The sequence below is a fragment of the Actinomadura sp. 21ATH genome (assembly GCF_041951345.1).
Lineage (GTDB): Bacteria > Actinomycetota > Actinomycetes > Streptosporangiales > Streptosporangiaceae > Spirillospora.
The window spans coordinates 60214-86601 of sequence record NZ_JBGNUR010000007.1 but is presented as its reverse complement, the minus strand read 5'-3'; the positions used below and the strand labels follow the sequence as shown (position 1 = coordinate 86601).

At 73.9% G+C, this 26388-nt stretch carries 22 protein-coding genes; 15 read left to right on the top strand and 7 right to left on the bottom strand.

Features of this window, described 5'->3' with window-relative positions:
• Nucleotides 1-26 precede the first annotated feature (26 nt).
• Both ACA361_RS21790 and ACA361_RS21785 read right to left on the bottom strand, forming a co-directional pair.
• Nucleotides 27-935 carry an aminoglycoside phosphotransferase family protein gene (locus ACA361_RS21790; protein WP_375014886.1) on the bottom strand — a complete coding sequence of 303 codons (909 nt, stop codon included), beginning with the start codon at nucleotides 933-935 and terminating at the stop codon, nucleotides 27-29.
• A 35-nt stretch (nucleotides 936-970) separates the two neighbouring features.
• Nucleotides 971-2572, bottom strand: a complete 1602-nt coding sequence (locus ACA361_RS21785; RefSeq protein WP_375014398.1) for a PucR family transcriptional regulator — start codon at nucleotides 2570-2572, stop codon at nucleotides 971-973.
• 100 nt (nucleotides 2573-2672) lie between these two features.
• Between ACA361_RS21785 and ACA361_RS21780 the strand changes: the two genes are divergently transcribed.
• Both ACA361_RS21780 and ACA361_RS21775 read left to right on the top strand, forming a co-directional pair.
• A complete protein-coding gene (locus ACA361_RS21780) occupies nucleotides 2673-3944 on the top strand; it encodes an aspartate aminotransferase family protein (protein ID WP_375014396.1) in 1272 nt (423 codons plus the stop codon).
• Nucleotides 3941-5431 carry a CoA-acylating methylmalonate-semialdehyde dehydrogenase gene (locus ACA361_RS21775; protein ID WP_375014394.1) on the top strand — a complete coding sequence of 497 codons (1491 nt, stop codon included), beginning with the start codon at nucleotides 3941-3943 and terminating at the stop codon, nucleotides 5429-5431. Before ACA361_RS21780 ends, ACA361_RS21775 begins: the two co-directional genes overlap by 4 nt.
• On the opposite strand, the gene ACA361_RS21770 is transcribed toward ACA361_RS21775, so the two are convergent.
• Nucleotides 5367-6839 (bottom strand): phospholipid carrier-dependent glycosyltransferase, encoded by a 1473-nt coding sequence (locus ACA361_RS21770; RefSeq protein ID WP_375014392.1) that lies wholly within the window; start codon nucleotides 6837-6839, stop codon nucleotides 5367-5369. The genes ACA361_RS21775 and ACA361_RS21770 overlap by 65 nt on opposite strands.
• A gap of 422 nt (nucleotides 6840-7261) precedes the next feature.
• On the opposite strand from ACA361_RS21770, the gene ACA361_RS21765 reads away from it, so the two are divergent.
• The 3 genes from ACA361_RS21765 to ACA361_RS21755 all read left to right on the top strand — a co-directional run bounded on the left by ACA361_RS21765 (nucleotide 7262) and on the right by ACA361_RS21755 (nucleotide 11097).
• Nucleotides 7262-7633 carry a hypothetical protein gene (locus ACA361_RS21765; protein WP_375014390.1) on the top strand — a complete coding sequence of 124 codons (372 nt, stop codon included), beginning with the start codon at nucleotides 7262-7264 and terminating at the stop codon, nucleotides 7631-7633.
• A gap of 372 nt (nucleotides 7634-8005) precedes the next feature.
• Nucleotides 8006-9283: an ABC transporter substrate-binding protein gene (locus ACA361_RS21760; protein WP_375014388.1), complete on the top strand. Its 1278-nt coding sequence runs from the start codon at nucleotides 8006-8008 to the stop codon at nucleotides 9281-9283.
• Between the two features lie 659 nt (nucleotides 9284-9942).
• A complete protein-coding gene (locus tag ACA361_RS21755; protein ID WP_375014387.1) occupies nucleotides 9943-11097 on the top strand; it encodes a sensor histidine kinase in 1155 nt (384 codons plus the stop codon).
• A gap of 51 nt (nucleotides 11098-11148) precedes the next feature.
• Here the strand turns inward: ACA361_RS21755 and ACA361_RS21750 are convergent, their stop codons facing one another.
• On the bottom strand, nucleotides 11149-12129 hold the full coding sequence (locus tag ACA361_RS21750; protein WP_375014385.1) for a trypsin-like serine peptidase: 981 nt from the start codon (nucleotides 12127-12129) through the stop codon (nucleotides 11149-11151).
• A gap of 193 nt (nucleotides 12130-12322) precedes the next feature.
• Here ACA361_RS21750 and dxr point away from each other — a divergent pair, with 193 nt between their 5' ends.
• From dxr to ACA361_RS21710, 8 genes are all read left to right on the top strand, one after another.
• Nucleotides 12323-13570, top strand: coding sequence for a 1-deoxy-D-xylulose-5-phosphate reductoisomerase (gene dxr / locus ACA361_RS21745; protein WP_375014383.1), 1248 nt, complete (start codon nucleotides 12323-12325; stop codon nucleotides 13568-13570).
• 43 nt (nucleotides 13571-13613) lie between these two features.
• Entirely contained in the window at nucleotides 13614-14819 is a 1206-nt protein-coding gene (locus ACA361_RS21740; RefSeq protein WP_375014381.1) for an RIP metalloprotease, read from the top strand.
• A gap of 114 nt (nucleotides 14820-14933) precedes the next feature.
• The gene (ispG, locus tag ACA361_RS21735) at nucleotides 14934-16127 is read left to right on the top strand and encodes a flavodoxin-dependent (E)-4-hydroxy-3-methylbut-2-enyl-diphosphate synthase (RefSeq protein WP_375014379.1); all 1194 of its coding nucleotides are present in this window, start codon (nucleotides 14934-14936) and stop codon (nucleotides 16125-16127) included.
• 318 nt (nucleotides 16128-16445) lie between these two features.
• A complete protein-coding gene (locus ACA361_RS21730) occupies nucleotides 16446-18038 on the top strand; it encodes an alpha/beta fold hydrolase (protein ID WP_375014377.1) in 1593 nt (530 codons plus the stop codon).
• Between the two features lie 163 nt (nucleotides 18039-18201).
• Nucleotides 18202-19827, top strand: coding sequence for an alpha/beta hydrolase (locus ACA361_RS21725; RefSeq protein WP_375014375.1), 1626 nt, complete (start codon nucleotides 18202-18204; stop codon nucleotides 19825-19827).
• 113 nt (nucleotides 19828-19940) lie between these two features.
• The gene (locus tag ACA361_RS21720) at nucleotides 19941-20783 is read left to right on the top strand and encodes a GNAT family N-acetyltransferase (protein WP_375014373.1); all 843 of its coding nucleotides are present in this window, start codon (nucleotides 19941-19943) and stop codon (nucleotides 20781-20783) included.
• Between the two features lie 23 nt (nucleotides 20784-20806).
• Nucleotides 20807-21697 carry a hypothetical protein gene (locus ACA361_RS21715; protein WP_375014371.1) on the top strand — a complete coding sequence of 297 codons (891 nt, stop codon included), beginning with the start codon at nucleotides 20807-20809 and terminating at the stop codon, nucleotides 21695-21697.
• Between the two features lie 142 nt (nucleotides 21698-21839).
• Complete coding sequence (locus tag ACA361_RS21710; RefSeq protein ID WP_375014369.1) at nucleotides 21840-22748, top strand: hypothetical protein; 909 nt, start codon at nucleotides 21840-21842, stop codon at nucleotides 22746-22748.
• Between the two features lie 21 nt (nucleotides 22749-22769).
• Here ACA361_RS21710 and ACA361_RS21705 read toward each other — a convergent pair whose 3' ends face one another.
• Together ACA361_RS21705 and ACA361_RS21700 are read right to left on the bottom strand one after the other, a co-directional pair.
• The gene (locus ACA361_RS21705) at nucleotides 22770-23192 is read right to left on the bottom strand and encodes a DUF3037 domain-containing protein (protein ID WP_375014367.1); all 423 of its coding nucleotides are present in this window, start codon (nucleotides 23190-23192) and stop codon (nucleotides 22770-22772) included.
• 17 nt (nucleotides 23193-23209) lie between these two features.
• Nucleotides 23210-24037 (bottom strand): HipA family kinase, encoded by an 828-nt coding sequence (locus ACA361_RS21700; RefSeq protein WP_375014365.1) that lies wholly within the window; start codon nucleotides 24035-24037, stop codon nucleotides 23210-23212.
• A gap of 45 nt (nucleotides 24038-24082) precedes the next feature.
• Here ACA361_RS21700 and ACA361_RS21695 point away from each other — a divergent pair, with 45 nt between their 5' ends.
• Complete coding sequence (locus ACA361_RS21695) at nucleotides 24083-24745, top strand: cyclase family protein (RefSeq protein WP_375014363.1); 663 nt, start codon at nucleotides 24083-24085, stop codon at nucleotides 24743-24745.
• A gap of 29 nt (nucleotides 24746-24774) precedes the next feature.
• Nucleotides 24775-25608: a TIGR03619 family F420-dependent LLM class oxidoreductase gene (locus ACA361_RS21690; RefSeq protein WP_375014361.1), complete on the top strand. Its 834-nt coding sequence runs from the start codon at nucleotides 24775-24777 to the stop codon at nucleotides 25606-25608.
• Here ACA361_RS21690 and ACA361_RS21685 read toward each other — a convergent pair.
• The gene (locus ACA361_RS21685) at nucleotides 25601-26179 is read right to left on the bottom strand and encodes a DUF4870 domain-containing protein (RefSeq protein WP_375014359.1); all 579 of its coding nucleotides are present in this window, start codon (nucleotides 26177-26179) and stop codon (nucleotides 25601-25603) included. The two genes, ACA361_RS21690 and ACA361_RS21685, sit on opposite strands and share 8 nt — an antisense overlap.
• Nucleotides 26180-26388: the final 209 nt, after the last annotated feature.

The window sequence follows — 26388 nt, the reverse complement described above, 5'->3', positions numbered from 1 at the left end:
TCCCGTTCTGCCCGAACGGAGCCGACTTACGACCAGTACGGCAGCAGCGCCTCGCCGATCGCCAGCTGGACCGGGCTCATCTCCGGCTCCCCGTCCTCGGCGTCCCACAGCGTGTTCTGCAGGACCCGCCCCAGCGTCCACCCCGCCGCCCGCGCCCGGTCCAGGCCCAGCGCGTCCACCATCAGGTCGAACCGCCACCGGACGGCCCGCGCGACGTCGCCCCGCGCCGCGATCTCGTCCCAGCGGTTGTCGAGCGCCGGCATCAGGTCGAACCCCGGGTCCCCGGCCAGCGGGTTCGGGTCGATCGCCAGCCAGGGCTCGCGGGTGCCGGCGAGCACGTTCTCGTAGTGCAGGTCCCAGTGCAGCAGCCGGTCCCCGCCCTCATCGGCCAGCTCCGCGACCGCTCCCGCGCACGCCTCCAGGATCCGCCGCCGGTCCGGGAAGGCCGCCACGGCCTCCGGCACCTGCCGCACCATCGCGTGCGCGATGTCGGTGAGCCGCCGCATCCCGTCCGGCGCGGGCCGCGCCACCAGCCGCCCGAGCAGCCCGGCCAGCAGCTCCAGCGCCCGCGCGTCGTCCTCGACCGCCATCAGCGACCGCTCCGCGTCGAGCCGCTCCAGCAGCAGCGCCCCCGCCGCCGGGTCCTCGTCGAGCAGCCGCACGGCGCCCTGCCCGTCCCAGGCCCGCAGCGCGCCGCCCTCGCCCTCGCTCTCCTCGTTCACCAGCCGGACCTTGAGCACGGCCGGCGTCCCGTCGCCCCGGACGACGGGCACCACGAGCCCCGCCATCCCGTGCCGCGGCTCCCCGTCCGGCTTCAGCCCCCAGAACTCCAGGCACCCGTCCACCAGCCCGGGCAGCGCCGCGATCCAGGCCCGCCCCGCGTCCCCGTTGAAACGCGCCTGGTACTCCGCCAGCCGCCCCGGAATCTCGATCATTCCCACGCCGGGAGCCTATGCGCGCCGGGGCGGGGTCAGGGGCGTTCCTGGCGGAGGGAGTCGAGGGCCAGGAGCGCGACGTGGAGGGAGAGGCAGGAGTCGACGTCGTGGAGGCTCGTGCCCAGGACCCGCTCGATGCGGCGGAGGCGCTCGTAGAAGGCGGGGCGGGAGAGGTGGGCCCGCTGGGCGGCGACGGCCTTGTTACGGCCGGTGTCGAGGTAGAGGCGCAGGACGCCGGTCAGGTCGGCGCCGCGGTCGGCGTCGTACTGGAGGAGGGGGCCCAGCTCGCGCTCGACGAACGTCTGGATGCGGGCGTCGTCGCGGAGGAGGTGCAGGAGGCCGCGCAGGCGGAGGTCGGGGAGGCGGTAGTAGGGGCGGTCGCCGGAGGAGCGGCAGGCGACGTCGGCGACCTGTTCCGCCTCCAGGAACGAGCGGCGCACGTCGCGGATCGAGTCGACGACGGAGCCGGCGGCCATCACGGCGGGGGACTGGGCGTGGACGCGGGTGGCGACGGCGCCGAGGGCGGTCTCGGCGTCGGCGCGGGCGGGCAGGGAGGCCAGGACGCCGACGCGGGAGCCGGGGCCGCCCTCGTCCAGGACGCCGACCAGGGCCGACAGGCGGGCCTCCTTGCAGGCGGCGGCGGTGGTCTCGGCGAGTTCGGAGATCTCGGCTGGCTGGGCGGGCGTCCGGGGGCGGACGACGACGCCGAGGAGGCGGCGGCCGGACAGCGGGACGCCGAGGGCGCGGGCGCGGGCCGCGGCCTCCTGGGGGTCGGAGTAGGCGTGCTCCAGGATGCGGGCGATGATCGTGCCGTGCGCCTGGCGCTCGACGCTCTCGGCGTGCCGGTCCAGGAGGCGGCCGAGGGCGAGGGTGGTGGCGGCGCGCTCGATCAGCACGGTCTCGCGCGGCGTGGGCGGGGCGTCCAGCGTGATGATGAGGCGGCCCCAGTCCTCGCCGCGGGCGCCGACCGTGGTGACCAGCCAGCCGGACGCCTCGTCGTAGCCGGTGCGGCGGCCGGGCCGGACGGCGCGGGAGCGGGTCTCCCAGGCGGAGAGGAGCTCGGCGGGGTCGCGGCCGTCGGCGTCGGCGGCCAGCACCTGGTGGGACAGGTTCTCCAGGACGACCGGGCGGCCGCCGAGCGCGGCGACCTGCCGGACGACCTCGTCGGTGGAGGCGCCCTCGACCGACAGCCGGGTGAAGATCTCGTGCAGCCGTTCGGAGGCGCGCAGCTCGGCGAACTGGTCCTGGACGATCCGCGCGTGCACGGACTCGGTGATGTCCACGAACGCGGGCTCGTGCGCCAGCATCACCACCGGCAGCCCGTGCTCCTCCGCGGCGGCGAGGAGGGCGGGCGGCAGGCTGGAGGCGTACCGCCGGCCCAGCTCGACCATCAGGCCGCTGACGCCGACCTCGGCCAGCTCGGCGATGTAGGCGCGCAGCCGGGCGGGCTCGTCGGGCAGCGCGATGCCGGTGGTGAGGACCAGCTCGCCGCCGTGCAGCAGGTGGGCGATGTCGGTGACCTCGGCGACGTGCACCCAGCGGACCCGGTTGCCGAGCCGGTCGCCGCCGGCGACCACGTGCGGCTGGCCCCGGCGCACCGCGTCGAGGCCGAGGACGTCGGCCAGCGTCGGAAGCATCGTTTACACAGTGTAAATCCTGCACAGCGTCAAACCCCGGAACGCGATGCTGACAGTGTGAAGCTGGCCGGGGGCGGGGGCCGGGGTGAGACTGGGGGGCATGTCAGCCAGCCTGCTGCAGCGCCACCGGGCGGTCATGCCGTCGTGGCTCGCGCTCAACTACGCCGAACCGATCGAGATCGTCTCCGGCAAGGGGAGCCGGGTGACCGACGCGCAGGGCAAGGGGTACCTCGACTTCTTCACCGGAATCCTCACCAACATGATCGGGTACGACGTCCCGGAGGTCCGGGAGGCGGTGGAGCGGCAGCTGGCCACCGGCGTCGTGCACACCTCGACGTCCTACCTGATCGGCGGCCAGGTCGAGCTGGCGGAGAAGATCGCGCGGCTGTCCGGGATCCCGGACGCCAAGGTCTTCTTCACCAACTCGGGCACCGAGGCCAACGAGGCCGCGCTGCTGCTGGCCACGTACGCGCGGCGCACCGACCAGGTGCTGGCGATGCGGCAGAGCTACCACGGCCGGTCGTTCGGGGCGATCGGCGTCACGGGCAACCGGGCCTGGACGAACGTGTCGTACTCGCCCGTCCACGCCCACTTCCTGCACGGCACCGACCGCCACCTGCCGCAGTTCGCCGGCATGTCCGACGCGGCGTACACCGAGGCGTGCGTGCAGGACCTGCGGCACGTGCTGGCCACGGCGGCGGGCGGCGACGTCGCCGCGCTGATCGCCGAGCCGATCCAGGGCGTGGGCGGGTTCACGATGCCGCCGGACGGGCTGTACGCCGCGTACAAGGAGGTCCTGGACGAGTACGGCATCCTCCTCGTCTCCGACGAGGTGCAGACCGCGTGGGGCCGCACCGGGCAGGGCTTCTTCGGCATCGAGAACCACGGCGTGACACCGGACGCGATGACGTTCGCCAAGGGGCTCGGGAACGGTTTCGCCGTCGGCGGCGTGGTCGCGCGCGCCGAGCTGATGGACGCGCTGCCCGCGGTCGGGCTGTCGACGTTCGGCGGCAACCCGGTCTCGATGGCGGCCGCCAACGCCACCCTGGACTACGTGCTGGAGCACGACCTCCAGGCCAACGCCGCCAAGCAGGGCGACGTGATCATCGGCGGGCTGCGCGCCGCCGCCGAACGCCTGCCGGCCGTCCGCGACGTGCGCGGCAAGGGCCTGATGTTCGCCGTCGAGCTGGCCGGCGCCCGCGCCGCCGCCGCCCTGATGGAGGCGTGCCGCGAGCGCGGCCTGCTGGTCGGCAAGGGCGGCCTGTACGGCAACGTCGTGCGGATGGCGCCGCCGCTGAACCTGACCGACGCCGAGGCCGCCGAGGGTCTCGCCATCCTGACCGCCTCCCTCGAAACCCTGGACGCCTCATGAGCAAGCACGTCACCCACTGGATCGGCGCGAAGCCCTTCAACGGTTCATCCGGCCGGCAGGGCGACCTCTACGAGCCCTCCACCGGCACCCTGGCGGGCACGGTCGACTTCGCCGGGCCGGCCGAGGTGGACGCCGCGGTCGCCGCGGCGAAGGCGGCGTTCCCCGCGTGGCGGGACGCGTCGCTGGCGCGGCGCGCGAAGATCATGTTCCGCTTCCGTGAGCTGGTGGACGGGCACCGCGACGAGCTGGCCCGGATCATCTCGTCCGAGCACGGCAAGGTGGTGCCGGACGCGGCCGGCGAGGTGGCCCGCGGCCTGGAGGTCGTCGAGTTCGCCTGCGGCATCCCGCACCTGCTCAAGGGCGGGTTCTCGGAGAACGTGTCGACGGGCGTGGACGCGTACTCGATCCTGCAGCCGCTCGGCGTCGTCGCCGGGATCACCCCGTTCAACTTCCCGGCGATGGTGCCGATGTGGATGTTCCCGGTGGCCATCGCCTGCGGGAACACGTTCGTGCTGAAGCCGTCCGAGAAGGACCCGTCGGCGTCGGTGCGGCTCGCCGAGCTGTGGGCCGACGCGGGGCTGCCCGACGGCGTCTTCAACGTGCTGCACGGCGACAGGGCCGCGGTGGACGGGCTGCTGCACCACGACGACGTCAAGGCGGTCAGCTTCGTCGGCTCGACGCCCGTCGCCCGCCACATCTACGAGACCGCGGCCCGTACCGGCAAGCGCGTGCAGGCGCTCGGCGGCGCGAAGAACCACATGGTGGTGCTGCCCGACGCCGACCTGGACCTGGCCGCGGACGCGGCGGTCTCGGCCGGGTTCGGCTCGGCCGGCGAGCGCTGCATGGCGATCTCCGTGGTCGTCGCCGTCGGCCCGGTCGGCGACGAGCTGGTCGCGAAGGTGAAGGAGCGCGTCGCCCGGCTGAAGGTCGGCCCCGGCGACGACCCCGGGTCCGACATGGGGCCGCTCGTCACCCGCGCGCACCGCGACAGGGTCGTCTCGTACCTGGACGGCGGCGTCGCCCAGGGCGCCGTGCTGGCCGTGGACGGGCGCGAGAGCGTGCCGCCCGGCGACGGCTTCTGGCTCGGCCCGACCGTGCTCGACCACGTCACGCCCGAGATGGACGCCTACCGCGACGAGATCTTCGGTCCCGTCCTGTCGGTGGTGCGCGCCGGGTCGTACGAGGAGGCGATGGACCTGCTCGACGCCAACCCGTACGGGAACGGCACCGCCGTCTTCACGAGCGACGGCGGTGCCGCCCGCCGCTTCCAGAACGAGGTGGAGGTCGGCATGGTCGGCGTCAACGTGCCGATCCCGGTGCCGATGGCGTACTACTCGTTCGGCGGCTGGAAGGCGTCGCTGTTCGGCGACAGCCACGCGCACGGCATGGAGGGCGTGCACTTCTACACGCGCACCAAGGCGGTCACGGCACGGTGGCCGGATCCGAGTCACGGCGGGGTGCGGCTGGGCTTCCCGACGAACGGGTGACGACCGGCCGCCGGGGGCGCAGGGGGAGCCGGGCGCGCGTGACGGCGAGCCCGGCGGCCAGGCACGCGAACGGCATCGCGGGCACCACGTACCGGTAGTCGAAGTCCGCGCTCGCGATCGGGAACACCAGCAGCGTCGCCGCGCCGCCCCAGGCCAGCAGCGCGGCGCGGCGGCCGCGGGCGGTCGCGATCCCGGCGGCGCCGAGGGCGAACAGCAGCCCCAGCGCGGGCCCCGGCAGGTGGACGGACTCCTGGTAGGCGACCATGCGGTCGGCGTGCGGCCGCACGACCCGGTTGGGGTGGACGGAGCGCTCGTAGCGGACCGCGTCCGTCATCGCCGTGCCGCCCTCGCCGCCCCAGCCGCGCCCGCCGGGGAAGATCTGCGGCTGGTCCTGGAAGTGGTAGAGCGACTCGGTCGCGGCCGTGGGGTGCGGGAAGCGGTTCGGGCTGAACGCCTTGCCCAGGCCGTCCCCGACCGTCCGCAGGTAGTCGCCGGGCTGGGCGAGGATCGCGCGGACGGCGAAGTCGCGCAGCGTCGCGTTGTGCTCGGGGTCGGTGACGTTCTCGTACAGGATCCGGGGCGGTGCCTCCGACCGCCAGATGAGGTGCCCGGGGGCGTGGCCGGCCGCTCTCAGCTCCGGGTCGAGGCAGAGCGCCTCCTGGTGGGGCGGCGGTCTCATCCGCGCGCAGTCGGCGAACGGGGCGGTGCGCCCCCACAGGTAGAGGCCGTCGCTGGTGGTGAGCGAGTACGAGCCGAGGACCGAGTGGAACCAGACGGCGTACGCGACGAGCGGGGCGGCCGCCGCCGCGCCGAACACCAGGGCCGGCCGCCACCCGCCGCGGCGGAGCAGCAGGAACAGCAGGGCGAGCGGGATCAGCGGCGCCCCGGCCGACCGCACCAGCACGGCGTACCCCAGCAGCAGCCCGGCGGCGAGCGCCATCCACCAGGCGGGGCCGCGCGGCTCCGTCCCCCCGGTACGGGACGGCAGCGTCCGCCACAGGAGGAGCGCCAGCGCGGCGGCGATGAGGAACGTGAACAGCGCCTCCGCCATGAGCAGGTGCTCGAGCTGGATCTGGTACGCGTCGTACAGGATCGGCAGCGCGCACAGCGTCGCGCCCCAGCCGGGCAGGCCGGCGCGCCGGAGCAGGGCGTACACCAGCACCGCGACCGCCAGCCCCATGAGGTGCTGGAGGACGGCCACCAGGGCGAGGCTGTGCGCGGGTTCGAGCAGCCGCAGCAGGAACGAGTAGCCGATCGTCTTGCTGGGGGAGGGCTCGGGGCGCAGCGCGCGGCCCAGGTAGAAGTAGGAGTCGCCGGTGAACCACAGGACGCCGGGGTGGCCGAGCGTGGCCACGCAGCGGACGGCGGCCCCGCCGAGGAGCGCCACCACGAACGGCAGATGGGACACGCCCGGACGAATCGCCCATATTCCACTAAATATGGTTGAAAGGCGCCGCGCGGCAGGCGGGCGCGGGGAATCGTTCTCGGTCACAAGGGGCATCACCCTAAGCGCCACCGGTGACCGGAAGGTGAACGCCGCGTGGCCCGGCCGCGACCGAGCGTGCCGAATGTGACGGCCGTTGTCCGCGGGGCGCAAGGGTCACGGCCCCAGCGCCCGCGCGCAGGTCGGCCGCCGGAATTTTCTTCCGCCCGCAGATTTCCGTCGTCAATTTCCGTCGCGGCGGGTCCGACAAATAATAGCTACAAGTGTTGACTGCTTCTGTGGCGTTCGCCACAATCTGATTGTCTCTTTTAAATGGAGACGCAAATAAAAAAGGCCGCGGCCCGGGATCGGGCCGGGGCGGACGGGGTCCGCAGGAGAGTCGCGCCATGACCGCAGACGACCACCACACGGCCGAGGCCCAGGCGCTCGGCCGGCGCTTCCCGGGGTGGACCGTCTGGTTCGGGCCCTTCACCCGGCGCTGGTGGGCGCTGCCGCCGCGGGAGCGCGACGGCGGGTTCGTCGAGGCCGAGACCCCCCAGACGCTCATCGCACGGATCGAGGTGGTCCAGCACGCCGACGACCCCACCCAGCCCGGCGAACCCGCCCGGCCGGCGACCGGCGACGGTCTCCGCCCGGCGGAACGGGACCCCCGGCAGGACGCGTGGCGGCCCTCGAATCTCCTCCGTCTCGAGGGCATCACACCGTCATCGTTCGGCCGGGTACCGGCGATCGCGTGGCCAGGCAGCACTGCAAGGTGATCCGCTGTTCCCCAACCTCGCCACGCCCGCCGGTGCCGCCGCGGCCCCGGGACGGACAGTAGCCCGCGCCATATCCCTCTCCAGCAACCTCCGTGTATGGCGCGGACGCCAGCACCCGCTGTCCCCCCGGGCCGCGGCGGTCTCTTTTCCTCCGCGCGGAGGACGGCCGTCCGCAAATGGCCGGAAAATGCATTGAGGAATGGCTGAAAACGGCACGGTGACGGTTGGGGGGACGGTCGTGGCGAAACCCGCGGCGGCGTGAGATCCGCCGGATGCGGGCCGTGCCACGGCGGCGGAGACGCTACGCTGCGCCGACGGGGCGTCCGCGACGGGGACGGCCCGGTGGGCGAGGCGAGCGGGAGCGACATCCACATGAGGCTGAGGGCCAAGGTGCCGGTGGCGGTGCTGGCCGCGGGGGCGGCGGTCCTGGCGCTGGGCGGCGCGTGCAGCGGCGGCGAGGACGCCGGAGAGGCGGACCGGCCGGCCGGGGCGGTCCGGGTGGCGAGCACGCTCGGCCCCGGCGAGGGCTCGCTGAGCCTGGTGACGCTGGCCGACGACCTGGAGAACGGCGGCAAGGACCCCCGGGTCGACTGGGTCACGCCGTTCGAGGAGCGCACCGGCTGCAAGGTCAGCTGGAAGGTCGCCGACGGCGTCCAGGAGATGACCGACCTCATGCAGAACCCGGGCCGGACCTACGACGGCGTCGCCGCCCCGCCCGAGGTCGCCGGACAGCTGATCGACAACGGCCACATCACCCCGGTCAACCCCAACCTCGTGGACGGCTACAAGAAGCTCGAACCGCGGCTGCGCGACCTCCTCAAGGAGGACGGCAAGGTCTACGGCGTCCCGTACGTGTGGGGCTCCAACCTCCTCATGCACGACACCCGCGCGACCGCGGCCCCGCAGAACTGGGCCGCGCTCTTCGACCCCGCCCAGGCGAAGCGGTTCTCCGGCCGGATCATCATGCGGGACAGCCCGCTGGCGATCGCCGAGGCCGCGCTCTACCTGAAGGGCGAGCGGCGCAAGCTGAAGATCGGCGACCCGTACTCGCTGACCCGCAAGCAACTGGACGCGGCCGCGAAGGTGGTCGCCGAGCAGCGCCCGCACGTCGCGGCGTACTGGGAGAAGCCGGCCGAGGCGGTCAGCGCGTTCGCCGGCGGGCGGGCCGCGCTGGGCCAGGTCTGGCCGTACCAGGTGGACGTGCTCACCCGCGCCGGCAAGCCCGTCCAGGGCGTGGTGCCGTCCGGCGGGGTCACCGGCTGGATGAAGGCGTGGATGATCGGCGCCCGCGCCGAGCACCCGAACTGCATGTACCAGTGGCTCCAGTGGACCTCGTCCCCGGACGTCCAGCAGCAGGTGGCCGAGTGGTCGGGCGTCGCCCCGGCCAACCCGCAGGCGTGCTCCGGCGACCGCCTCGGCGCCGGCTTCTGCGACGCCTACCGCGTCGGCGACCGCGGCTACCTCGACAAGGTGATCTTCGCGCACACGCCGTCCCGGCAGTGCGGCCGGGACCGCGACGGCAAGCGCGACTGCACCGACTACGCCGAGTGGACCCGGGCCTGGAACGAGGCCACGAGCGCGGAGAGCGAGCCGGCGGGCAAGCCGTCCGGCAGGCCCGCGAGCACGCCGGCGGGCAGGCCGGCGAACTGAGCCGCGAGGACGTTAAATAGGCGCGCCCGGCCGCCCCCAGCCGGGCGCGCCTTGACGGGTGGTCCCGGGCCTCCCCCCGATGGCCCGGGTCACCCTTCCTCCTGGAGAGATCTCCCAGTCGCCGGCCTCCTCGGAGACCGGCGCCACCGGAGCCCGCCGGGTCGGCGGGCGTCCGGCTCGGGTGGTCGGCCCCGGCGGGCGGGCGGGCCCGCGGGGAGCCGGAAGGGCGGGTGCGCAATCGTCGCACGCGAACACCCCTTGGCCGTCGGGCAGCAGCCCCACGCGCAGTCGCGGCCGCGGCCACTTCTTGTGGCAGACGACGCAGGCGTCGCCCTGGCGCTGCGCGGCGCTCAGCACGCCGGCATCGAACCGCGGTTCGCCCGTCTGGCTCATTGCCCTTCTCCCCTGTACGGCGGGAGCCGACATCACAGGATCCTTTATAGGCGCTGAAAAGTGATGCTCCTGTTACTCCCAGTGAAAATGGCGGCAAAGGACCTGGTACGGGCATCCGCGGCCGGATCATGGACGGGTCATGGCCGGGCCGGGACGATCATCGACTGCCGTTCGCCCAGCCCCGCTTGGGGATCGCGGCGCGGGCGGGGCGGGACCCGGGTCCGGACTTTGCCTTCCATTTGGCGCTATGGACATACAAAGGAGGCATGCGGGTACGAGATTCCGCTCGCCTCCCGTGGGCGTCCGCCGTTCCGCTTCCGGGCGCGCCCGCGGCGGCGGGCGAACGCCTCCCCGGGGACGCGGTCCTCGCCGTCGCGCTGGCCGGGCTGTGCCTGGTCCTGATCGTGCTGCTCGGCGCGGGGATCAGGGCGTACCGGAGCGCGGCCGCCCGCGCCCGGCGCCGCCGCGGGGAGATACGGGCGCTGGCGGCGGAGGCGGCCGAGGCCGCGGCGGTCGGACCGCTGGGCAGCGCGCGGGTGGCGGTGCCGGGCGACGACGACCTCGCCCTGCTGGCCCGCACGTTCAACGCGACCCTGGACCGGCTGGAGCGCCTGTTCGACCAGCAGCGCCAGTTCGCCGCCGACGCCTCGCACGAGCTGCGCACGCCCGTCACCGGCCTGCGCACCCGGCTCGAGGTGGCGCTGGCCGACCCGGACGGCACGGACCTGGTGGGGACGCTGCGGGACGCGATGGGCGACGCCGAGCGGCTGCAGCGGATAGTGACCGACCTGCTGGCGCTGACCCGCATCGACGCGGGGTCGGCGCCGGTCGCCATGCCGCTGGACCTGACCGGCCTGGTGCGCGCGGAGCTGTCGGGCCGCTCGGACCGGGTGCCGGTGCGCAGCCGGCTGGAGGAGGGCGTGGCGGTGCGGGTGAACCGGCTCCAGATGTGCCGCGTGCTGGTGAGCCTGCTCAGCAACGCCGAGCGGTACGCGCGCGAGGGCATCGAGGTGTGCCTGGCCGCGGACGCCGGCGAGGCGGTGCTGGAGGTCCGCGACGACGGGCCCGGGATCGCCTCGGGCGACCGGGAGCGGATCTTCGAGCGGTTCGCCCGGGTGGACTCGGCGCGCAGCCGGGCCGCCGGCGGCAGCGGGCTGGGCCTGGCGGTCGCCCGCGAGATCGTGATGGCGCACGGCGGCCGCCTGTACGTGGGGCCCAGCGAGCGCGGCGCCCGCCTCATCCTGCGGCTGCCCCTCCACCGGGACGGGGACGGCCCAGCGGCCGGCGATCTCGCGGTGGACGGCGCGGCGCTGGACGGCTCCGCGGCCTGCGGCGCCGGTGAGGCGGCCGTACCGGGACGGCCGGAGCGCGGGGTGCTCCGGCCGCCGGTACCGGCCGCGTCACGAACGGAACGCGAGTGACCGAGTCTCCCTCACATCGCGTGATCGAGTCCGCTCTTTCCGTTGATCCGGCTACGCGGACTGCGCCCTGTTGTAGAGGTTCTGCGCGTCGGCGCCGAAGTAGGGGCCGAACATGTACATCGGCAGGAAGTTGTACTTGAAGCTGTTGACCGAGTTCTGGACGCCGCTGCCGGTCGCCTCGTCGAAGCCGAGGAACCACGGGCCGCCGCTGGAACCGCCGGTCATGTCGCAGGCCAGGCCGATGCCGCTGCTGAGTAGCGGGTCGTTGATGGCGCGGCCGCTGCAGTAGGTGAGCGTGGACCCGTCGTAGGGGGCCGCCGCCGGGTAGCCGAAGGCGTACATGGTCTGGCGGCGCGGCTGGTTGAACGCGATGCCCTGCCCGCCGACCGCGTCGACGAGGGCGCGGCCGTCCAGGGGGTTGACGACGGCGGCGCCGACGTCGTAGCTGATGTCCTCGGTCGCGGTCCACTGCGGGGTGGCGAGGGTCTGCCGGGCCGTCCAGGTGCCGTGCGGCCGGTCGCCGTCCTTGTAGCCCGGCACGAACACCCAGTTCGTGTGCCAGGCGCCGTCCAGCTTCACGCAGTGCCCGGCGGTGATCACCGTGCTGCGGTTGGCGCTGGTGACCGCGTCGCCGGAGCAGGACGCGTCGCGCCCCTGGTAGGTGAAGAAGACGCGGCCGGCGGTGCGGGCGACCGCCCCGCCGCCCGTCCAGGTGTCGCCGGTGCTGGGCAGGGCCCGGGCGGAGGGCGGCAGCACCTGCTCCAGGCCGCGGCGCACGGCGTCCCCGCCCGACCGCTTCTCCGCCGCGCGGAACAGGCGTTCCATCGGGGTGGCCGACCTCATGCGGTCGCGCGTCCAGTAGCCGGTGACGCGCTTCTGCGCCGCCTCGCCCGCCGCCTGCGTCCGTGCCTGCGGCGAGGGGGACGGCGCGGCGGGGGCCGCCTGCGCGGGGGCGGCGAGCAGCGGCAGCGCCAGTACGGCGCCGCCCAGAGTGGAGAGAACCATGACCCTGGGGCGGAGGGAGCGTTTCATGAGATCTCCGAAGTGTCCGGGGGAGGGCGGAATGGAGTATCCGTCCGTGAGCGGACCGTAATTTCGTGTTCTGTCGGGCGGCTAGTGGCAGACATCGCCAAAGGACCGGGTCCCGTTCCGCACCTTTGGCCGTCGCCGCAGGTCGCGGCGCGCGCGGCGGCCGGCCCCGGCGATGGCCGACAATGGGCGGGTGATGCCTTCTACGCGCGCCGGCGCCTCCCCGTCCCCGCAGCCACCCGCCCGCCGCGACGTGGCGATCCTCGGCTCGACCGGATCGATCGGCACCCAGGCCCTCGACGTGATCCGCCGCAACCCGGAGCGGTTCCGGGTGACCGGGCTGGCGGCCGGCGGCGGCCGGGTGGACCTGCTGGCCGAGCAGGCGCTGGAGTTCCGTCCCGAGGTGGTCGCGGTGGCCCGCGCGTCCGCCGCCCAGGACCTCCAGCTGGCCTTCTACGCCGAGGCCCGCAAGCGCGGGTACGCCGCCGGCGAGTACGCCATCCCCAAGATCGTGGCAGGCCCCGAGGCGGTCGCCGACGTCGCCGCGATGCCCTGCGACGTGGTCCTGAACGGCGTCACCGGCGCGCTCGGGCTGGCCTCGACGCTGGCCGCCCTCGACGCCGGCCGCACGCTCGCGCTCGCCAACAAGGAGTCGCTGATCGTCGGCGGGCCGCTGGTCAAGGAGCGCGCCCGGCCCGGCCAGATCGTCCCGGTGGACTCCGAGCACTCGGCGCTGGCCCAGTGCCTGCGCGGCGGCCGCGCCGACGAGGTGCGGCGGCTGGTGCTGACCGCCAGCGGCGGCCCGTTCCGCGGCCGTACCCGCGCGGAGCTCACCGGCGTGACGCCCGAGCAGGCGCTGAACCACCCCACCTGGGACATGGGCCCGGTCGTCACGATCAACTCCGCGACCCTGGTCAACAAGGGCCTGGAGGTGATCGAGGCGCACCTGCTGTTCGACGTGCCGTTCGACCGCATCGAGGTGATGGTGCACCCGCAGTCGGTGATCCACTCGATGGTGGAGTTCACCGACGGCTCGACGCTCGCCCAGGCCAGCCCGCCGGACATGCGGCTGCCGATCGCGCTCGGGATGGACTGGCCGGACCGCGTCCCGGACGCCGCGCCCGGCGTCGACTGGACGAAGGCGCACACGTGGGAGCTGTTCCCGCTGGACGAGGAGGCGTTCCCGGCCGTGGCGCTGGCCGCGCGGGTCGGGGAGACCGGCGGCACCGCGCCCGCCGTCTACAACGCCGCCAACGAGGAGTGCGTGGAGGCGTTCCGCACGGGACGGCTGCCGTTCCTGGGGATAGTCGACACGGTCGCGCGGGTAGTGGATGAGCACGGCGCGGGCGGCTCAGACGGCCCGACCGGGCTGACGCTGGACGATGTCCTGGCGGCCGACGCGTGGGCCCGCGCCAGGACCAGGGAGATCACGGGCCTGGCCTGACCGGCCGGCCCCGCCGGGCACGCGGCTGCCGAGGGGAGGGCGGATGGCCTTCCTCCTCGGCGCGCTCGCGTTCGTCGCCGCGCTGCTGGTGTCGGTCATGCTGCACGAGGCGGGGCACCTGCTGACCGCCAAGCGGTTCGGTATGAAGGCCACGCAGTACTTCGTCGGCTTCGGCCCCACGCTGTGGTCCCGCCGGCGCGGCGAGACCGAGTACGGGATCAAGGCGATCCCGCTCGGCGGCTTCGTCAGGATCGTCGGCTACACCTCGCTGGAGGAGATCGACGAGGCCGACCGGCCGCGCGCCTTCTACCGGCAGCCCGCCGGGCGCCGCGCCATCGTGATCGGCGCCGGCGTGGTGATCAACTTCGTGTTCGCGTTCCTGCTGCTCATGCTGATGGCGATGGCCATCGGCATCCGCGTGCCGGGCACCGCCACCGCGACGGTCGACCAGGTCAGCCCGTGCGTCCCGGCGAACACGCAGGCCGCCTGCCGCGAGGGCGACCCGCCCTCGCCCGCCGCCGCGGCCGGGCTGCGCGCCGGGGACCGGGTGACCGTCTTCAACGGCACGCGCGTCGCCGACTGGGCGCAGCTGCGGAGCGCCATCGGCGCGGCCCGTCCCGGCCGGACCGTCCCGATCGTCGTGGAACGGCCGGCCGGCGGGACCGCGCGGCAGGTCACGCTGCACGCGCGGCTGGGCTCGGCGGGCGGCGAGCCGTTCCTCGGCATGTCGTCCAGGGTCGTCGGCGAGCGCTACGAGCGGGCCGGCCCGGTGAACGCGGCCGTCTTCGCCTCCCGCGTCATCGGCCGCACGGTCGCCGGCATCGGGGAGGCCCTGGCCGGCCTGCCCGCCGCGATCCCCGACCTGTTCTCCGCCGACCGCGGCAGCACCCCCGGCGGGCAGGTCGGCAGCGTCGTCGGCGCGACGGACGTGTCCGGCCAGATCTTCGCCTCCGACGGCTCCTGGCAGGACAAGCTCGTCCTGTATCTGTCACTTGTCGTCTCGGTGAACATCTTCCTGGGAGCGCTCAACGTCATCCCGCTGCTCCCGCTGGACGGCGGGCACCTGGCGATCGTCGCGTACGAGCGGTCGCGCGCCCTCGTGGCCCGGCTGCGCGGCCGCCCCGATCCGGGCACGGTGGACATCACCAGGCTGATGCCCGTCACGTACGTGGCGGTCCTGCTGCTGATCGGCCTCGGCCTGCTGCTCATCCTCGCGGACCTGATCAATCCGCTCCGCCTACCTGAATAGTTCACTCCCGGTAATCGATCGGCAGCGAAATGTATCCGGGTGTGACCGCCGTCCGCGTCACGCCATGGCCCCGGGGCGCTTAGGGTAGGCGAAGGGTCATTTTTAGGGAGAGGGATGAGCGTTTCACTCGGAATTCCGGCCGTCCGCGGCAAGGGGGACGAGCAGGGCGCGCCGCGCCTTGCGGTGCCGCGCCGCGCGTCCCGGCAGATCATGGTGGGCAACGTCCCGGTGGGCGGGGACGCCCCCGTCTCCGTCCAGTCGATGACCACGACGCTGACCGCCGACGTCAACTCCACGCTGCAGCAGATCGCCGAGCTGGCGGCGTCGGGCTGCCAGATCGTCCGGGTCGCCTGCCCCTCGCAGGACGACGCCGACGCGCTGCCGGCCATCGCCCGCAAGTCGCCGATCCCCGTGATCGCCGACATCCACTTCCAGCCCAAGTACGTCTTCGCGGCGATCGACGCCGGGTGCGCGGCCGTCCGCGTCAACCCCGGCAACATCAAGAAGTTCGACGACAAGGTCGGCGAGATCGCCAAGGCCGCGTCGGACGCGGGCGTGCCGATCCGGATCGGCGTCAACGCCGGCTCGCTGGACAAGCGGCTGCTGGAGAAGTACGGCAAGGCCACCCCCGAGGCGCTGGTGGAGTCGGCCCTGTGGGAGTGCTCGCTGTTCGAGGAGCACGGCTTCCGCGACATCAAGATCTCGGTCAAGCACAACGACCCGGTGGTGATGATCGAGGCGTACCGGCAGCTGGCCGCCGCCTGCGACTACCCCCTGCACCTGGGCGTCACCGAGGCCGGCCCGGCCTTCCAGGGCACGATCAAGTCGTCGGTGGCGTTCGGCGCGCTGCTGAGCCAGGGCATCGGCGACACGATCCGCGTCTCGCTGTCGGCGCCTCCGGTCGAGGAGGTCAAGGTCGGCAACCAGATCCTGGAGTCCCTCGGACTGCGCGAGCGCGGCCTGGAGATCGTCTCCTGCCCGTCCTGCGGGCGCGCGCAGGTCGACGTCTACACGCTGGCCGAGCAGGTCACCGCCGGGCTCAAGGACTTCCCGGTCCCGCTGCGGGTGGCCGTCATGGGCTGCGTCGTGAACGGCCCGGGCGAGGCCCGCGAGGCCGACCTGGGCGTGGCCTCCGGCAACGGCAAGGGCCAGATCTTCGTCAAGGGCGAGGTCGTCAAGACGGTGCCCGAGGCGCAGATCGTGGAGACGCTGATCGAGGAGGCGATGCGGATCGCCGAGGAGATGGGCATCGAGATCGGCGAGGACGGCACGGTCTCCGGCCCCGGCGCGGAGGTCGTCGTCAGCTGACCCGAGGCGCGCGGCCCGCTTCGTGCCCGCGCCCGCCCGCTTCACCGAAGGCCCCTGGGGAGACCCGGGGGCCTTTCGCCATGCACGCGACGGCCTGAGACGCCCGGACGCGGTGGAACGTTCGAGCCGTATTGCCGAGTTCCGCGAAGGTTGTCACGATTTCGCATCCACTGACGACAGCCCCTGCCGTTCTCGCGGGACCAAGCGCAACAATCTCCACCGATCGTACATATCGCTCTTACCGGAGCGGCTCCCACCGATCGCGCGCCCGACCCGCGGCGCGGGCGTTGGCGTGCCACCGGTGATCGAGGGGGTTCGGTGAAGAGGCTCGTTCTCATCACGGCGGCCACGGCGGTGGGGGTGGGCGGCACGGCCGCCGCCGTCTCCGCCGGCGTGGCGCCCGCGCGGACCGCGGCCCCGGCCGCGGCGTCGAGCATCGCCTGGGGCGCCTGCCCCACGGACGTGACCGGCGGCGCCTACCTGAAGAACGCCGAGTGCGGCCAGGTCGAGGTGCCGCTCGACTACGGGAAGCCGGACGGCCGCAAGATCTCCGTCGCGGTGTCCCGGGTGAAGGCCACCGACCGGGCCAACTACCAGGGCGTCCTGCTGGGCAACCCGGGCGGTCCCGGCGGCAGCGGCCTGTACCTGTCCGGCGGGCTGGCGTCCTGGCTGCCCAAGGAGGTCGCGGCCCGCTACGACATCATCGGCTTCGACCCGCGCGGCGTGGAGTCCAGCAAGCCCGCGATCAGCTGCGTGCCCGGCCATTCCGACCCGACGCGCCCGGACTACGTCCCCGCGAACGCCAAGGAGGAGAAGGTCTGGCTGGCCCGCTCCAAGGCGTACGCCGACGCGTGCCAGAAGAAGTTCGGCTGGATGCTGCCGCACATGCGCACCACGAACTCGGCCCGCGACGTCGACGCGATCCGCAAGGCGCTGGGCGCTCCGCAGATCAGCTACTACGGCTTCTCGTACGGGACGTACCTCGGCGCCACCTACGCCACCATGTTCCCCGGCAACGTGAAGCGGATGGTCTGGGACGGCAACGTCGACTCCCGCAACGTCTGGTACGAGGGCCAGCTCCGCCAGAACGAGGCGTTCGAGCGGAACATGAAGCTGTGGTGGGGCTGGGTCGCGAAGCACGACTCGATCTACCACCTGGGCACGACCGCGAAGCAGGTCGAGGCGACCTACTACAGGACCCGCGCGGCCGCCGAGAAGGCCCCGATCGGCGGCAAGATCGGCCCGTCCGAGCTGGACGACATCATGCTCAGCGCCGGGTACAACACCGCGTACTACATCCCGTTCGCGCAGATCCTCTCCGCGTGGGTGACCGAGAAGGACCCGGCCCCGCTGCTGGAGTGGGTCAGCGAGGGCGGCGGCGACAACTCCCTCGCCGTCTACCTGGCCGTGCAGGGCGTGGACGCGCCGTGGCCGCCCAAGTGGAAGACCTGGCACCGCGACGCGGCCCGCCAGTACGCGAGCGGAATCCGCTTCAACAGCTGGTCCAACACCTGGTTCAACGCGCCCATCCACTACTGGGGCGCCAAGGCCGGCAAGGCGGTGAAGCTGGGCGACGCGCGCGGGCGGGTCGCGCCGTTCCTGCTGGTGCAGTCCACGCTGGACGCCGCCACGCCGTACTCCGGCGGCCCGCAGATGCGGAAGCTGTTCCCGTCCGCGACGCTGCTCGCCGAGCGGGGCGGCAAGACCCACAGCAACACGCTCAACGGCAACGCCTGCCTGGACGACAAGGTCGCCGCGTACCTGGCCGACGGGACGCTCGCGCCCCGCAGGCCCGGGAACGGCGCCGACGTGTCCTGCGACGCGCTGCCCGCCCTGAACGACCCCGACCCCAACGCCCTCAAGGCCGCCGGGAAGGGGCAGGGCAAGGACGTCCTCATCGGCCGTCCGTAGCCCTCGCACGATGAGCCGGACCGCCGGTGCGCCGGGGAAGCGCACCGGCGGTTCGCCATATCGGGGGAGTACCGGAAGAAGCCGGAAAACCCCGGGTATCACGGGGAATCGCGCGAACCCGGGGGTGCGGGACGGGCGGCCCCCGGACCGGTAGAAAACGCTGGTGCCGAACGCCCTGAAGACGACCGCCGCCGGGATGGCCGCGGCCGCCGCCGCCCTCGCCGCCGCGCCCCTCTCCGCGCCCGCCGCCGCGCTGGACGACACCGCCGACACCGCCCGCACCGCCGCCGCCGCGGCGCCGCGGATCGCCTGGAAGCCGTGCCCGGCGAAGGACCGGCTCCTGGGAGGCGGCCTCAGAGGGCTGGAGTGCGGGGCCCTCCGCGTCCCGCTCGACCACGACCGGCCGGCCGGCGAGAAGATCACCCTGGCGCTGACCCGGGCCCGGCACACCGCGGCGCGCTCGCAGGGCGCGGTCCTGCTCAACCGCGGCGGCCCCGGCGCGCACGGCCGCGACATGCCGAAGCTCTTCACCGGCGCGCTGCCCAAGGACGTCGCGGGCCGCTACGACTGGATCGGGTACGACCCGCGCGGCGTCGGCGCCAGCAGGCCCGCCATGGTCTGCGACACCACCTACCAGGACCCGGGCCGCCCCAGGGCCGACACGATCCCCGCGAACCGCGCGGAGGAGGAAGCCTGGCGGGAGCGGGCGCGCAGGTACGCCGCCGACTGCGGCGCCAAGCACGGCCGGCTGCTCCCGCACATGGGCACCCGCGCCTGGGTGCGCGACCTGGACGCGATCCGCGCCGCGCTCGGGCAGGAGAAACTCCACTTCGCCGGCTACTCGTACGGGTCGTACCTCGGCGCCGCCTACGCGACCGCCTACCCGCGGCGCGTCGGGCGGATGGTGCTCGACAGCGTGGTCAAGCCCAGCGGCGTCTGGTACGCCAACAACCTCGACCAGAACGTCGCGTTCGAGAAGCGCATCGGGACGTACTTCTCCTGGATCGCGCGCCACCACGAGACCTACGGGCTCGGCGGCACCCGGGAAGCCGTCGCCGCCTCGTACGCCGAGGCGAGGGCGGCGCTCAAGGCCAGGCCCGCCAAGGGGAGGCTCGGCGCGAGCGAGCTGGACGACCTGTTCCTGATCAACGGCTACATCGACCAGACGTGGCCCGCGCACGCCCGCGCCCTCGCCGCGTACGCCCGCGAGAAGGACGCGGGCCCGCTGCTGAAGGAGTGGAAGCCGCCGACCTGGCTGGAGCAGAACAACTACGCCGTCTACAACGCCGTCCAGTGCCGGGACGCCGCCTGGCCCCGCGACTGGGAGACCTGGCACCGCGACAACTGGCGGCTCTACCGGTCCGGGTACCGCTTCGAGACGTGGAGCAACGCCTGGTACAACGCGCCCTGCGCGTTCTGGCCGGTCCAGGGCGGCCCCCGCCCGGACGTGCGCGGCGGCCCCGGAACGCCGCCGATCCTGCTCCTCCAGGCAACGGAGGACGCCGCCACGCCGTACGAGGGCGCCCGGGAGACGCACCGGCTCTTCCCGACCTCGCGGCTGGTCGTGCAGTCCGGGGGCGGGAACCACGGGATCACGATGAACGGCGACGCGTGCCTGGACGGCGCCGTGGCGGCCTACTTCCGCGACGGCACGCTGCCCGCCGCCCGCCCCGGCCCGGACGCGTCCTGCCCCGCGGGCCCGCCGCCCGCGGCCGGGAAGGCCAAGCGGGGCGGTCCCGCGGCCGGAACGGGCCACCGCGGCGGCGCGGCCGTTGATACCGCCCGGTAAGGGAGGCGGTTGGCGCGCGCTCGGAGGGAACGTCATAGGCTTGTGAGCGTGGTGCTGAAAGCCGAGACGACCATGCCGTCTCCCGTCCCGTGCCGGGTCCGGTAGCCATGCGGATGCTGGGGTCGTTGCCGGTACGCGTACTGGACGACCGGCACCGGGCGGAGGCGCTGGCCATTCTGGACGCCGACCCGGTCGCGAACGTGTTCGTCAGCTCCCGCGTCCACGCCGCGGGGCTGGACCCCCGCCGCCTGGGCGCCCAGATGTGGGGCTACATGCGGGACGGGCGGCTGGCGTCGCTGTGCTATTCCGGCGCCAACCTGGTGCCCGTCGCCGCCACCTCCGACGCCGTGCGGGCGTTCGCCGAGCGGGCGCAGGCCCAGGGCCGCCGGTGCTCGTCCATCGTCGGGCCGGTCGAGTCGGTCGGCGAGCTGTGGGACATGCTCGCCCCCTACTGGGGCCCGCCGCGGGCGATCCGGACGGCGCAGCCGGTGATGGCCACCTCGACGATGCCGCCCGTGGCCGCCGACCACCGGGTCCGGCCGGTGCGGATGGACGAGTTCGACATCGTCTACCCGGCCTGCGTGGCGATGTTCACCGAGGAGGTCGGCGTCTCCCCGAACTCGGGCGACGGCGGCGTCCTCTACCGGGCCCGGGTCGCGGAGCTGATCAGGGCGGGCCGGGCGTTCGCCCGGATCGAGGACGGCCGGGTGATGTTCAAGGCCGAGATCGGCGCCGTCACCCCGTACGCCTGCCAGGTGCAGGGCGTGTGGGTGCCGCCCGACCTGCGCGGCCAGGGGCTGTCGGTGAACGGCATGGCGGCCCTGGTGGAGGAGGCGCTGAGGTCGGTCGCGCCGTCGGTCTCGCTGTACGTCAACGACTTCAACACCCGGGCGCGCGCCACGTACCGGCGGGTCGGCTTCACCGAGATCGACACCTTCATGTCGGTGCTCTTCTAGGGGCGGGCCGCTAAAATCCGCCCGTGGAGTTCGCCGGGGCGCTGCGGCAGGCCATCCAGGCCAGCGGCCTGACCCTGGAGCGGATCCGCCACCGGCTCGCCCTGCGCGGCCTCACGGTCAGCGTGGCGTCGCTGAGCTACTGGCAGCGCGGCCGCAGCCGGCCGCGCTCGCGCGCCGTGGTCGCCACGCTGGAGGAGATCCTGCACGTCCCGGCGGGGACGCTGACCGCGCTGCTGGACGATCCGGTGCCGGCGACGGCCCCCGGGCGCGGCGCCCTGCCGCCGCTGCCGCCCGGCCCGCCCGAGAGCGCCCCCGGCCTGTGGGCCGACCCCGAGCGGTACGCGCGCGTGGTCGGTCAGCTGGATCGTTCCGGCGACCACCGCCTGGAACGGCTGAGCGTCCACGACGTCTACCGCCTGGGCCCGGACCGGCGGCCCCGCTCGCTGGCCGTGCGGGAGGTGCTGCGGGCGACCGGCGACGACATCGACCGGGTCGTGCGCGTCCACCCGGTGCGCGGCGCGGAGCCGGGGCTCACCGGGCTGCGCTACTGCCGTTCCGGCCGGGTCCGTGCCGAGGCGGCGGCCGGCCGCGACGGGGGCGACGGCCTCGCCGGCTTCGAGCTGATCTTCGACCGGGTGCTGGCGGCCGGGGACACCGCGGTGATCGAGTACGAGCTGGCCCGCCCGGGGGAGGGCTACGAGCGGCGGTTCCCGCGCCCGGTCCGCGACTATCTCGCCGTCGTGCAGTTCCACACCGAGACGCTCCCGGCGCGCTGCTACGGGTACGCGCGGGAGGGCGCGGGCGCGCCGCCGCGGCGGCTGGCGGAGCTGTGGATCGGCTCCTCGGGCAGCGCCCACCTGGCGCTGGGCGACGTGCGGCGAGGGATCGTCGGCGTCGAGTGGGAGTGGGACTGAGGCCGGCGGCGGGCCCCGGTGTTGTAGAAAGTTGCCCATTGGTTTTGTGAGCCGGTGGCCTTACATTGAGCCCGGAAGTTCCAACTGCTGTTGTCAAGGCCGATCACGGGGGCCGGCCGGACGCGATCCGGAGGCGATAGCGGTGCAGAGCGCCACGGAGGACGATCTCCTCCAGATGCTGCAGTACGGCCCGTTCAACGTCGCCCTGCACGCGGCGATCCAGGCCCGCGGTCTCAGCCTGGAGGCGCTGCGCCGCCGGCTGGAGGAGCAGGGCATCGCGGTCAGCCTGTCCACGCTCAGCTACTGGCAGCGCGGCCGGACGCGGCCCGAGCGCGCCGACTCGCTGCGCGCCGTGCGGGCGCTGGAGATGATCCTCGGCCTGCCCCGGCACTCGCTGGTCACCCTGCTGCGGCCGGGTTCCGAGCGGGCGGCCGGCCCGTGGCTGCCGGTGGAGGAGCTGTGCCCCGAGCCGGGCGTGCGCGATCTGATGGAGGAGATCGGCGAGCCGGGCGAGCGCCGGCTGACCGGCCTCAGCCTGCACGACCAGCACACCATCGGCCCCCGCCGGGAGCTGCGCGAGGTGCGCAGCCGGGCGGTGTACCAGGCGCAGCAGCGCGGTGTGGACCGCTGGATCGCCGTCTACCACCATCCGCACGGGCTGCTGCCCTCGTCCCGGACGGCCCGCGGCTGCCGGTTCGGCCGGGTCCGGGTGGACGCGGCCAGCGGGCTGATCGCGGCGGAGCTGCTGTTCGACCGGGCGCTCGGCCGCGGCGAGACGTACCTGCTGGAGTACGGCTTCGGGTTCGACGGCACGGGCCCGCCGGTGGCGGAGGAGGGCCGCGGGTTCCGCACTCCGCAGCACGAGTTCCTGATGGAGGTGCGCTTCCATCCGGCGGCGCTGCCGGCCCGCTGCTACCGCACCTGGCGCCCGGACGCGCAGACCGCCCTCAAGGACGCCGCGGACCTGCGGCCGTCCAGCTACCACAGCGTCCACTTCATCGAGTTCGGCGTGGCGGCCGGCTACCACGGCATGCGCTGGGAATGGGACTGAAGGCCCCGGGATCCTGGGGGGCTACTTCACCAGCAGGTCCAGCAGCCTGTCGAGCTCGGCGGCCGGGTCGCCGGTGAGGCCCGCGTGCACGGGCCCCGGCTGGACGATCGTGCTGCGCGGCGCGGTCAGCCAGCGGAACCGGCTGCCCTGCGGCTCGGCCGCCGCCTGCCCGGCCCGCTCTCCGCCGCAGCACAGCGCGTCCACCGCCCGCAGCGCGGCCCGCACGCCGTCCAGGTCGAGACCGGGGTCGAGGGCGCGCAGGCGCGGCTCGTCCAGGTGGCTCCGGCAGCCGAGGAAGTCGAGCGCCCGGCAGTACACGACGACACCGACGTTCATCGCCTCCCCCCGCTCGACCCGGGGCACGACGCGCAACGCGGCATACTCGAAAACGGTGTTCCCCGGTCGCCTGCGGGGCGCCTCCGGGCGCCCCTCCGGCTCCCTCATACTGCTGCCTTTCGGGCTCACTTGGGGCCTCCCAGCCAGCCGGGACGGTTGTCGCCGCGCCGCGCGCCGGTGTCGGGACGGCGGTGGCTGACCGACAGCTCGGGCAGCCACTCGCGCGGGGCGGCCGCGCGCCCGGCCAGCAGCTCGACGTAGGCGTCGCGGAGGGCGTCCACCGTGTCGAAGCCGGGCTCGTTCTCCAGCCACAGGTCGGGGACGAGGCCGACGACCTCGCGCAGCAGGTCCTCGGTGACCTTGGGGAGCAGCTCGGCCTCCGCGTCGGCGAGCTTGGCCGCCCAGGGGGTGAGGACGTGGTCGCCCACGTCGTAGGCGCCGGCGAAGACCTTCGCGGCGTTCCGCCAGGCGTGGTGGAAGTAGAGGCTGGCGCCGTGGTCGATCAGCCAGACGTCGCCGTGCCAGACCAGCATGTTGGGGTTGCGCCAGCTGCGGTCGACGTTGCCGATGAACGCGTCGAACCACAGCACGCGGGACGCGAACAGCGCGTCCGGCGACCAGCCCAGCGGGTCGAAGCCGAGCGAGCCGGGCAGGAAGTCGACGCCGAGGTTGCGCCCGGTGCTGGCCTTGAGCAGGTCCTGGACGTCGGGGTCGGGCTCGTGCCGGCCGATCACCGGGTCCAGCTCGATGATCACCTGGTCGGGCACCCGGAGCCCGAGCCGGCGGGCCAGCTCGCCCGCGATCACCTCGGCGATCAGGGCCTTGCGGCCCTGCCCGGCGCCGTGGAACTTCATCACGTAGGTGCCGAGGTCGTCGGCCTCGACGACGCCCGGCAGCGACCCGCCCTCGCGCAGCGGTGTCACGTAGCGGACGGCGGTCACAAGCGGCAGCACGCGCCAACGCTACCGGAGGCCGGGGACGGCGGGATAATCGGCGGCATGGCGGTTGAGCTGGTCGATCTGTCGGTCCCGGTCGTGTCGGGGATGCCGGTGTACCCGGGCGATCCCGAGGTGGTGGTCGCGCCCGCGCTCACGGTGACGAACTCCGGGGTGAACGTGCGGCGCCTGCACATGGGCTCGCAGACCGGGACGCACGTGGACGCCCCGTACCACGTGGACGACGGCCTGCCGGGCCTGGAGCGGCTGCCGCTCGACCGGTTCACCGGCCCGGCGGTGGTCGCCGACGCGCGCGGGCTGCCGCCCCGCGCGGCGATCGGGCCCGAGGTGCTGCCGGCGGGGCTGGCGCCGGGGACCGTGCTGCTGATCGCGACGGGCTGGTCGCGTCACTGGGGGAGCGCGGAGTACCTCGCGCATCCGTACCCGTCGGCCGAGACCGCCGAGGCGATCGTGGCGGCGGGCGTCCGGACGGTCGGGATCGACGCGCTGAGCGTGGACCGCACGCCGCCGCCCGGGGACGGGGACTTCTCGCTGGACGCGCACCGCGTGCTGTGCGGGGCGCACGCGGTGATCGCCGAGAACCTCACCGGGCTGGACCGGCTGCTGGCGGCGCAGGGCGCGGGCCGCGCGGTGGAGGTGTCGCTGTTCCCGATCCGGCTGGACGGCGACGGCGCCCCGGTACGGGCGGTCGCCCGGATCGGCTGAGCAATCGCTTGGTGGCTAGGGTGGCGGCCATGAGGCTGGGGATCACGCTGTTCACGACCGACCGCACCATCAGCGCGCACGAGCTGGCCGCCGCCGCGGAGGAGCGCGGGTTCGCCTCGCTGTACGTCCCCGAGCACACCCACATCCCGGTGTCCCGGCGGACGCCGCCGCCGACGGGCGTGGACCGGCTGCCCGAGGAGTACGCACGCACCACCGACCCGCTGATCGCGTTGGCCGCCGCGGCCGCCGTCACCGAGCGGATCCGGCTCGGAACGGGCGTGTCGCTGCCCGCCCAGCGCGACCCCATCGTCACCGCCAAGGCGATCGCCACCCTCGACCGGATCGCCGGCGGCCGTTTCACCCTCGGCGTCGGGTACGGCTGGAACGCCGAGGAGGCCGCCGATCACGGCGTCCCCTGGAAGCGGCGGCGCGCCGTGGTCCGCGAGCACGTGCTGGCGATGCGCGAGCTGTGGACGGCGGAGGAGGCGTCGTTCAAGGGGGAGTTCGTCGCGTTCGAGGCGTCCTGGAGCTGGCCCAAGCCCGCCGCGCGGATCCCGGTGCTGCTCGGCGGCGCGCCCGGCCCCACCCTGTTCGCGCACGTCGCCGAGTACGGCGACGGCTGGATGCCGATCGGCGGCGCCGGGATCCGCGCGGCGCTGCCCGCGCTGCGCGAGGCGTGCGCCGCCGCCGGGCGGGAGCCCGTCCCGGTCGTGCCGTTCGGGACGGTCCCCAGCCGGGAGAAGCTCGACCACTTCGCCTCGCTGGGGATCGAGGAGGTCGTCCTGCGCGTGCCCGCCGGGGAACGGGACGACGTGCTGCCCGTCCTGGACGAGTACGCGCGGACCTACCTCCCCGTCACTTGATCATGGGGAGGCAGAAGAAGGCGGGGAACCTGTAGTAGGCGCCCTTGCCCGCCTTCACCGCGCCCAGGATCAGGAACACCCACTGCCCGAGCCCGTCCACGACGTAGAGCAGGATCAGCGGCACCAGCCACACCGGGTTGTCGAACACGATCGCCAGCGGGATGAACGCCGCGCACAGCACGACCAGGTGGATCAGGATCGTGAGCTGGTAGTTGAGCGCCTGCGCCGCGTGGAAGCGGCTGAACGCCGACTCCCGCTTCTTGACGAAGTAGATGATCAGCGGTGCCAGGAAGCCGAGGAGCAGCGTCCCGAGGTAGGCCATCATCGCCCACGTGGTGTCCTCACCGGCGACCGGCTGACCGGGGCCGTACGGGACGCCGGGCGGGCCGTACCCGTAGCGCGGGTCGTACGGCGGCGGCTGCCCCCCGCCGGGAGGCTGGGCCCCGCCGGGCGGCGGCCCGTACCCCGGAGGCGGCTGCCCGTATCCGGGGGGCTGACCGTACCCGGACGGCGGGGGCGTGCCGGGAGGCTGCCCGTAGGGCGTGTCGTACGGCGGTGGCTGGTCTGTCACTGCTCATCCCATCGTCCTGCGGGAGCTCGTTCCGGCAATCTATCCGAACCGGGCGAAGCGGACCGGCGTCCCGCCTGAAACGGAGGGCTCATGCCGACGGTCGGATCCCGCGCGCGGCCGCGATGGTGAAGGTCATATCCGGGCGCCGCGGCCTGGCGGCGCCCGGAAAATCACGAGCGCGGAACGCGCCCGCCCTGGTATCCCTGCTG

Bases quoted from the DNA above. Each gene is read 5' to 3' on its own strand.
- ACA361_RS21790 (WP_375014886.1), bottom strand. From the start codon at position 935: ATGATCGAGATTCCGGGGCGGCTGGCGGAGTACCAGGCGCGTTTCAAC.
- ACA361_RS21785 (WP_375014398.1), bottom strand. From the start codon at position 2,572: ATGCTTCCGACGCTGGCCGACGTCCTCGGCCTCGACGCGGTGCGCCGG.
- ACA361_RS21780 (WP_375014396.1), top strand. From the start codon at position 2,673: ATGTCAGCCAGCCTGCTGCAGCGCCACCGGGCGGTCATGCCGTCGTGG.
- ACA361_RS21775 (WP_375014394.1), top strand. From the start codon at position 3,941: ATGAGCAAGCACGTCACCCACTGGATCGGCGCGAAGCCCTTCAACGGT.
- ACA361_RS21765 (WP_375014390.1), top strand. From the start codon at position 7,262: ATGACCGCAGACGACCACCACACGGCCGAGGCCCAGGCGCTCGGCCGG.
- ACA361_RS21760 (WP_375014388.1), top strand. From the start codon at position 8,006: ATGAGGCTGAGGGCCAAGGTGCCGGTGGCGGTGCTGGCCGCGGGGGCG.
- ACA361_RS21755 (WP_375014387.1), top strand. From the start codon at position 9,943: ATGCGGGTACGAGATTCCGCTCGCCTCCCGTGGGCGTCCGCCGTTCCG.
- ACA361_RS21750 (WP_375014385.1), bottom strand. From the start codon at position 12,129: ATGAAACGCTCCCTCCGCCCCAGGGTCATGGTTCTCTCCACTCTGGGC.
- dxr (WP_375014383.1), top strand. From the start codon at position 12,323: ATGCCTTCTACGCGCGCCGGCGCCTCCCCGTCCCCGCAGCCACCCGCC.
- ACA361_RS21740 (WP_375014381.1), top strand. From the start codon at position 13,614: ATGGCCTTCCTCCTCGGCGCGCTCGCGTTCGTCGCCGCGCTGCTGGTG.
- ispG (WP_375014379.1), top strand. From the start codon at position 14,934: ATGAGCGTTTCACTCGGAATTCCGGCCGTCCGCGGCAAGGGGGACGAG.
- ACA361_RS21720 (WP_375014373.1), top strand. From the start codon at position 19,941: ATGCTGGGGTCGTTGCCGGTACGCGTACTGGACGACCGGCACCGGGCG.
- ACA361_RS21705 (WP_375014367.1), bottom strand. From the start codon at position 23,192: ATGAGGGAGCCGGAGGGGCGCCCGGAGGCGCCCCGCAGGCGACCGGGG.
- ACA361_RS21695 (WP_375014363.1), top strand. From the start codon at position 24,083: ATGGCGGTTGAGCTGGTCGATCTGTCGGTCCCGGTCGTGTCGGGGATG.
- ACA361_RS21690 (WP_375014361.1), top strand. From the start codon at position 24,775: ATGAGGCTGGGGATCACGCTGTTCACGACCGACCGCACCATCAGCGCG.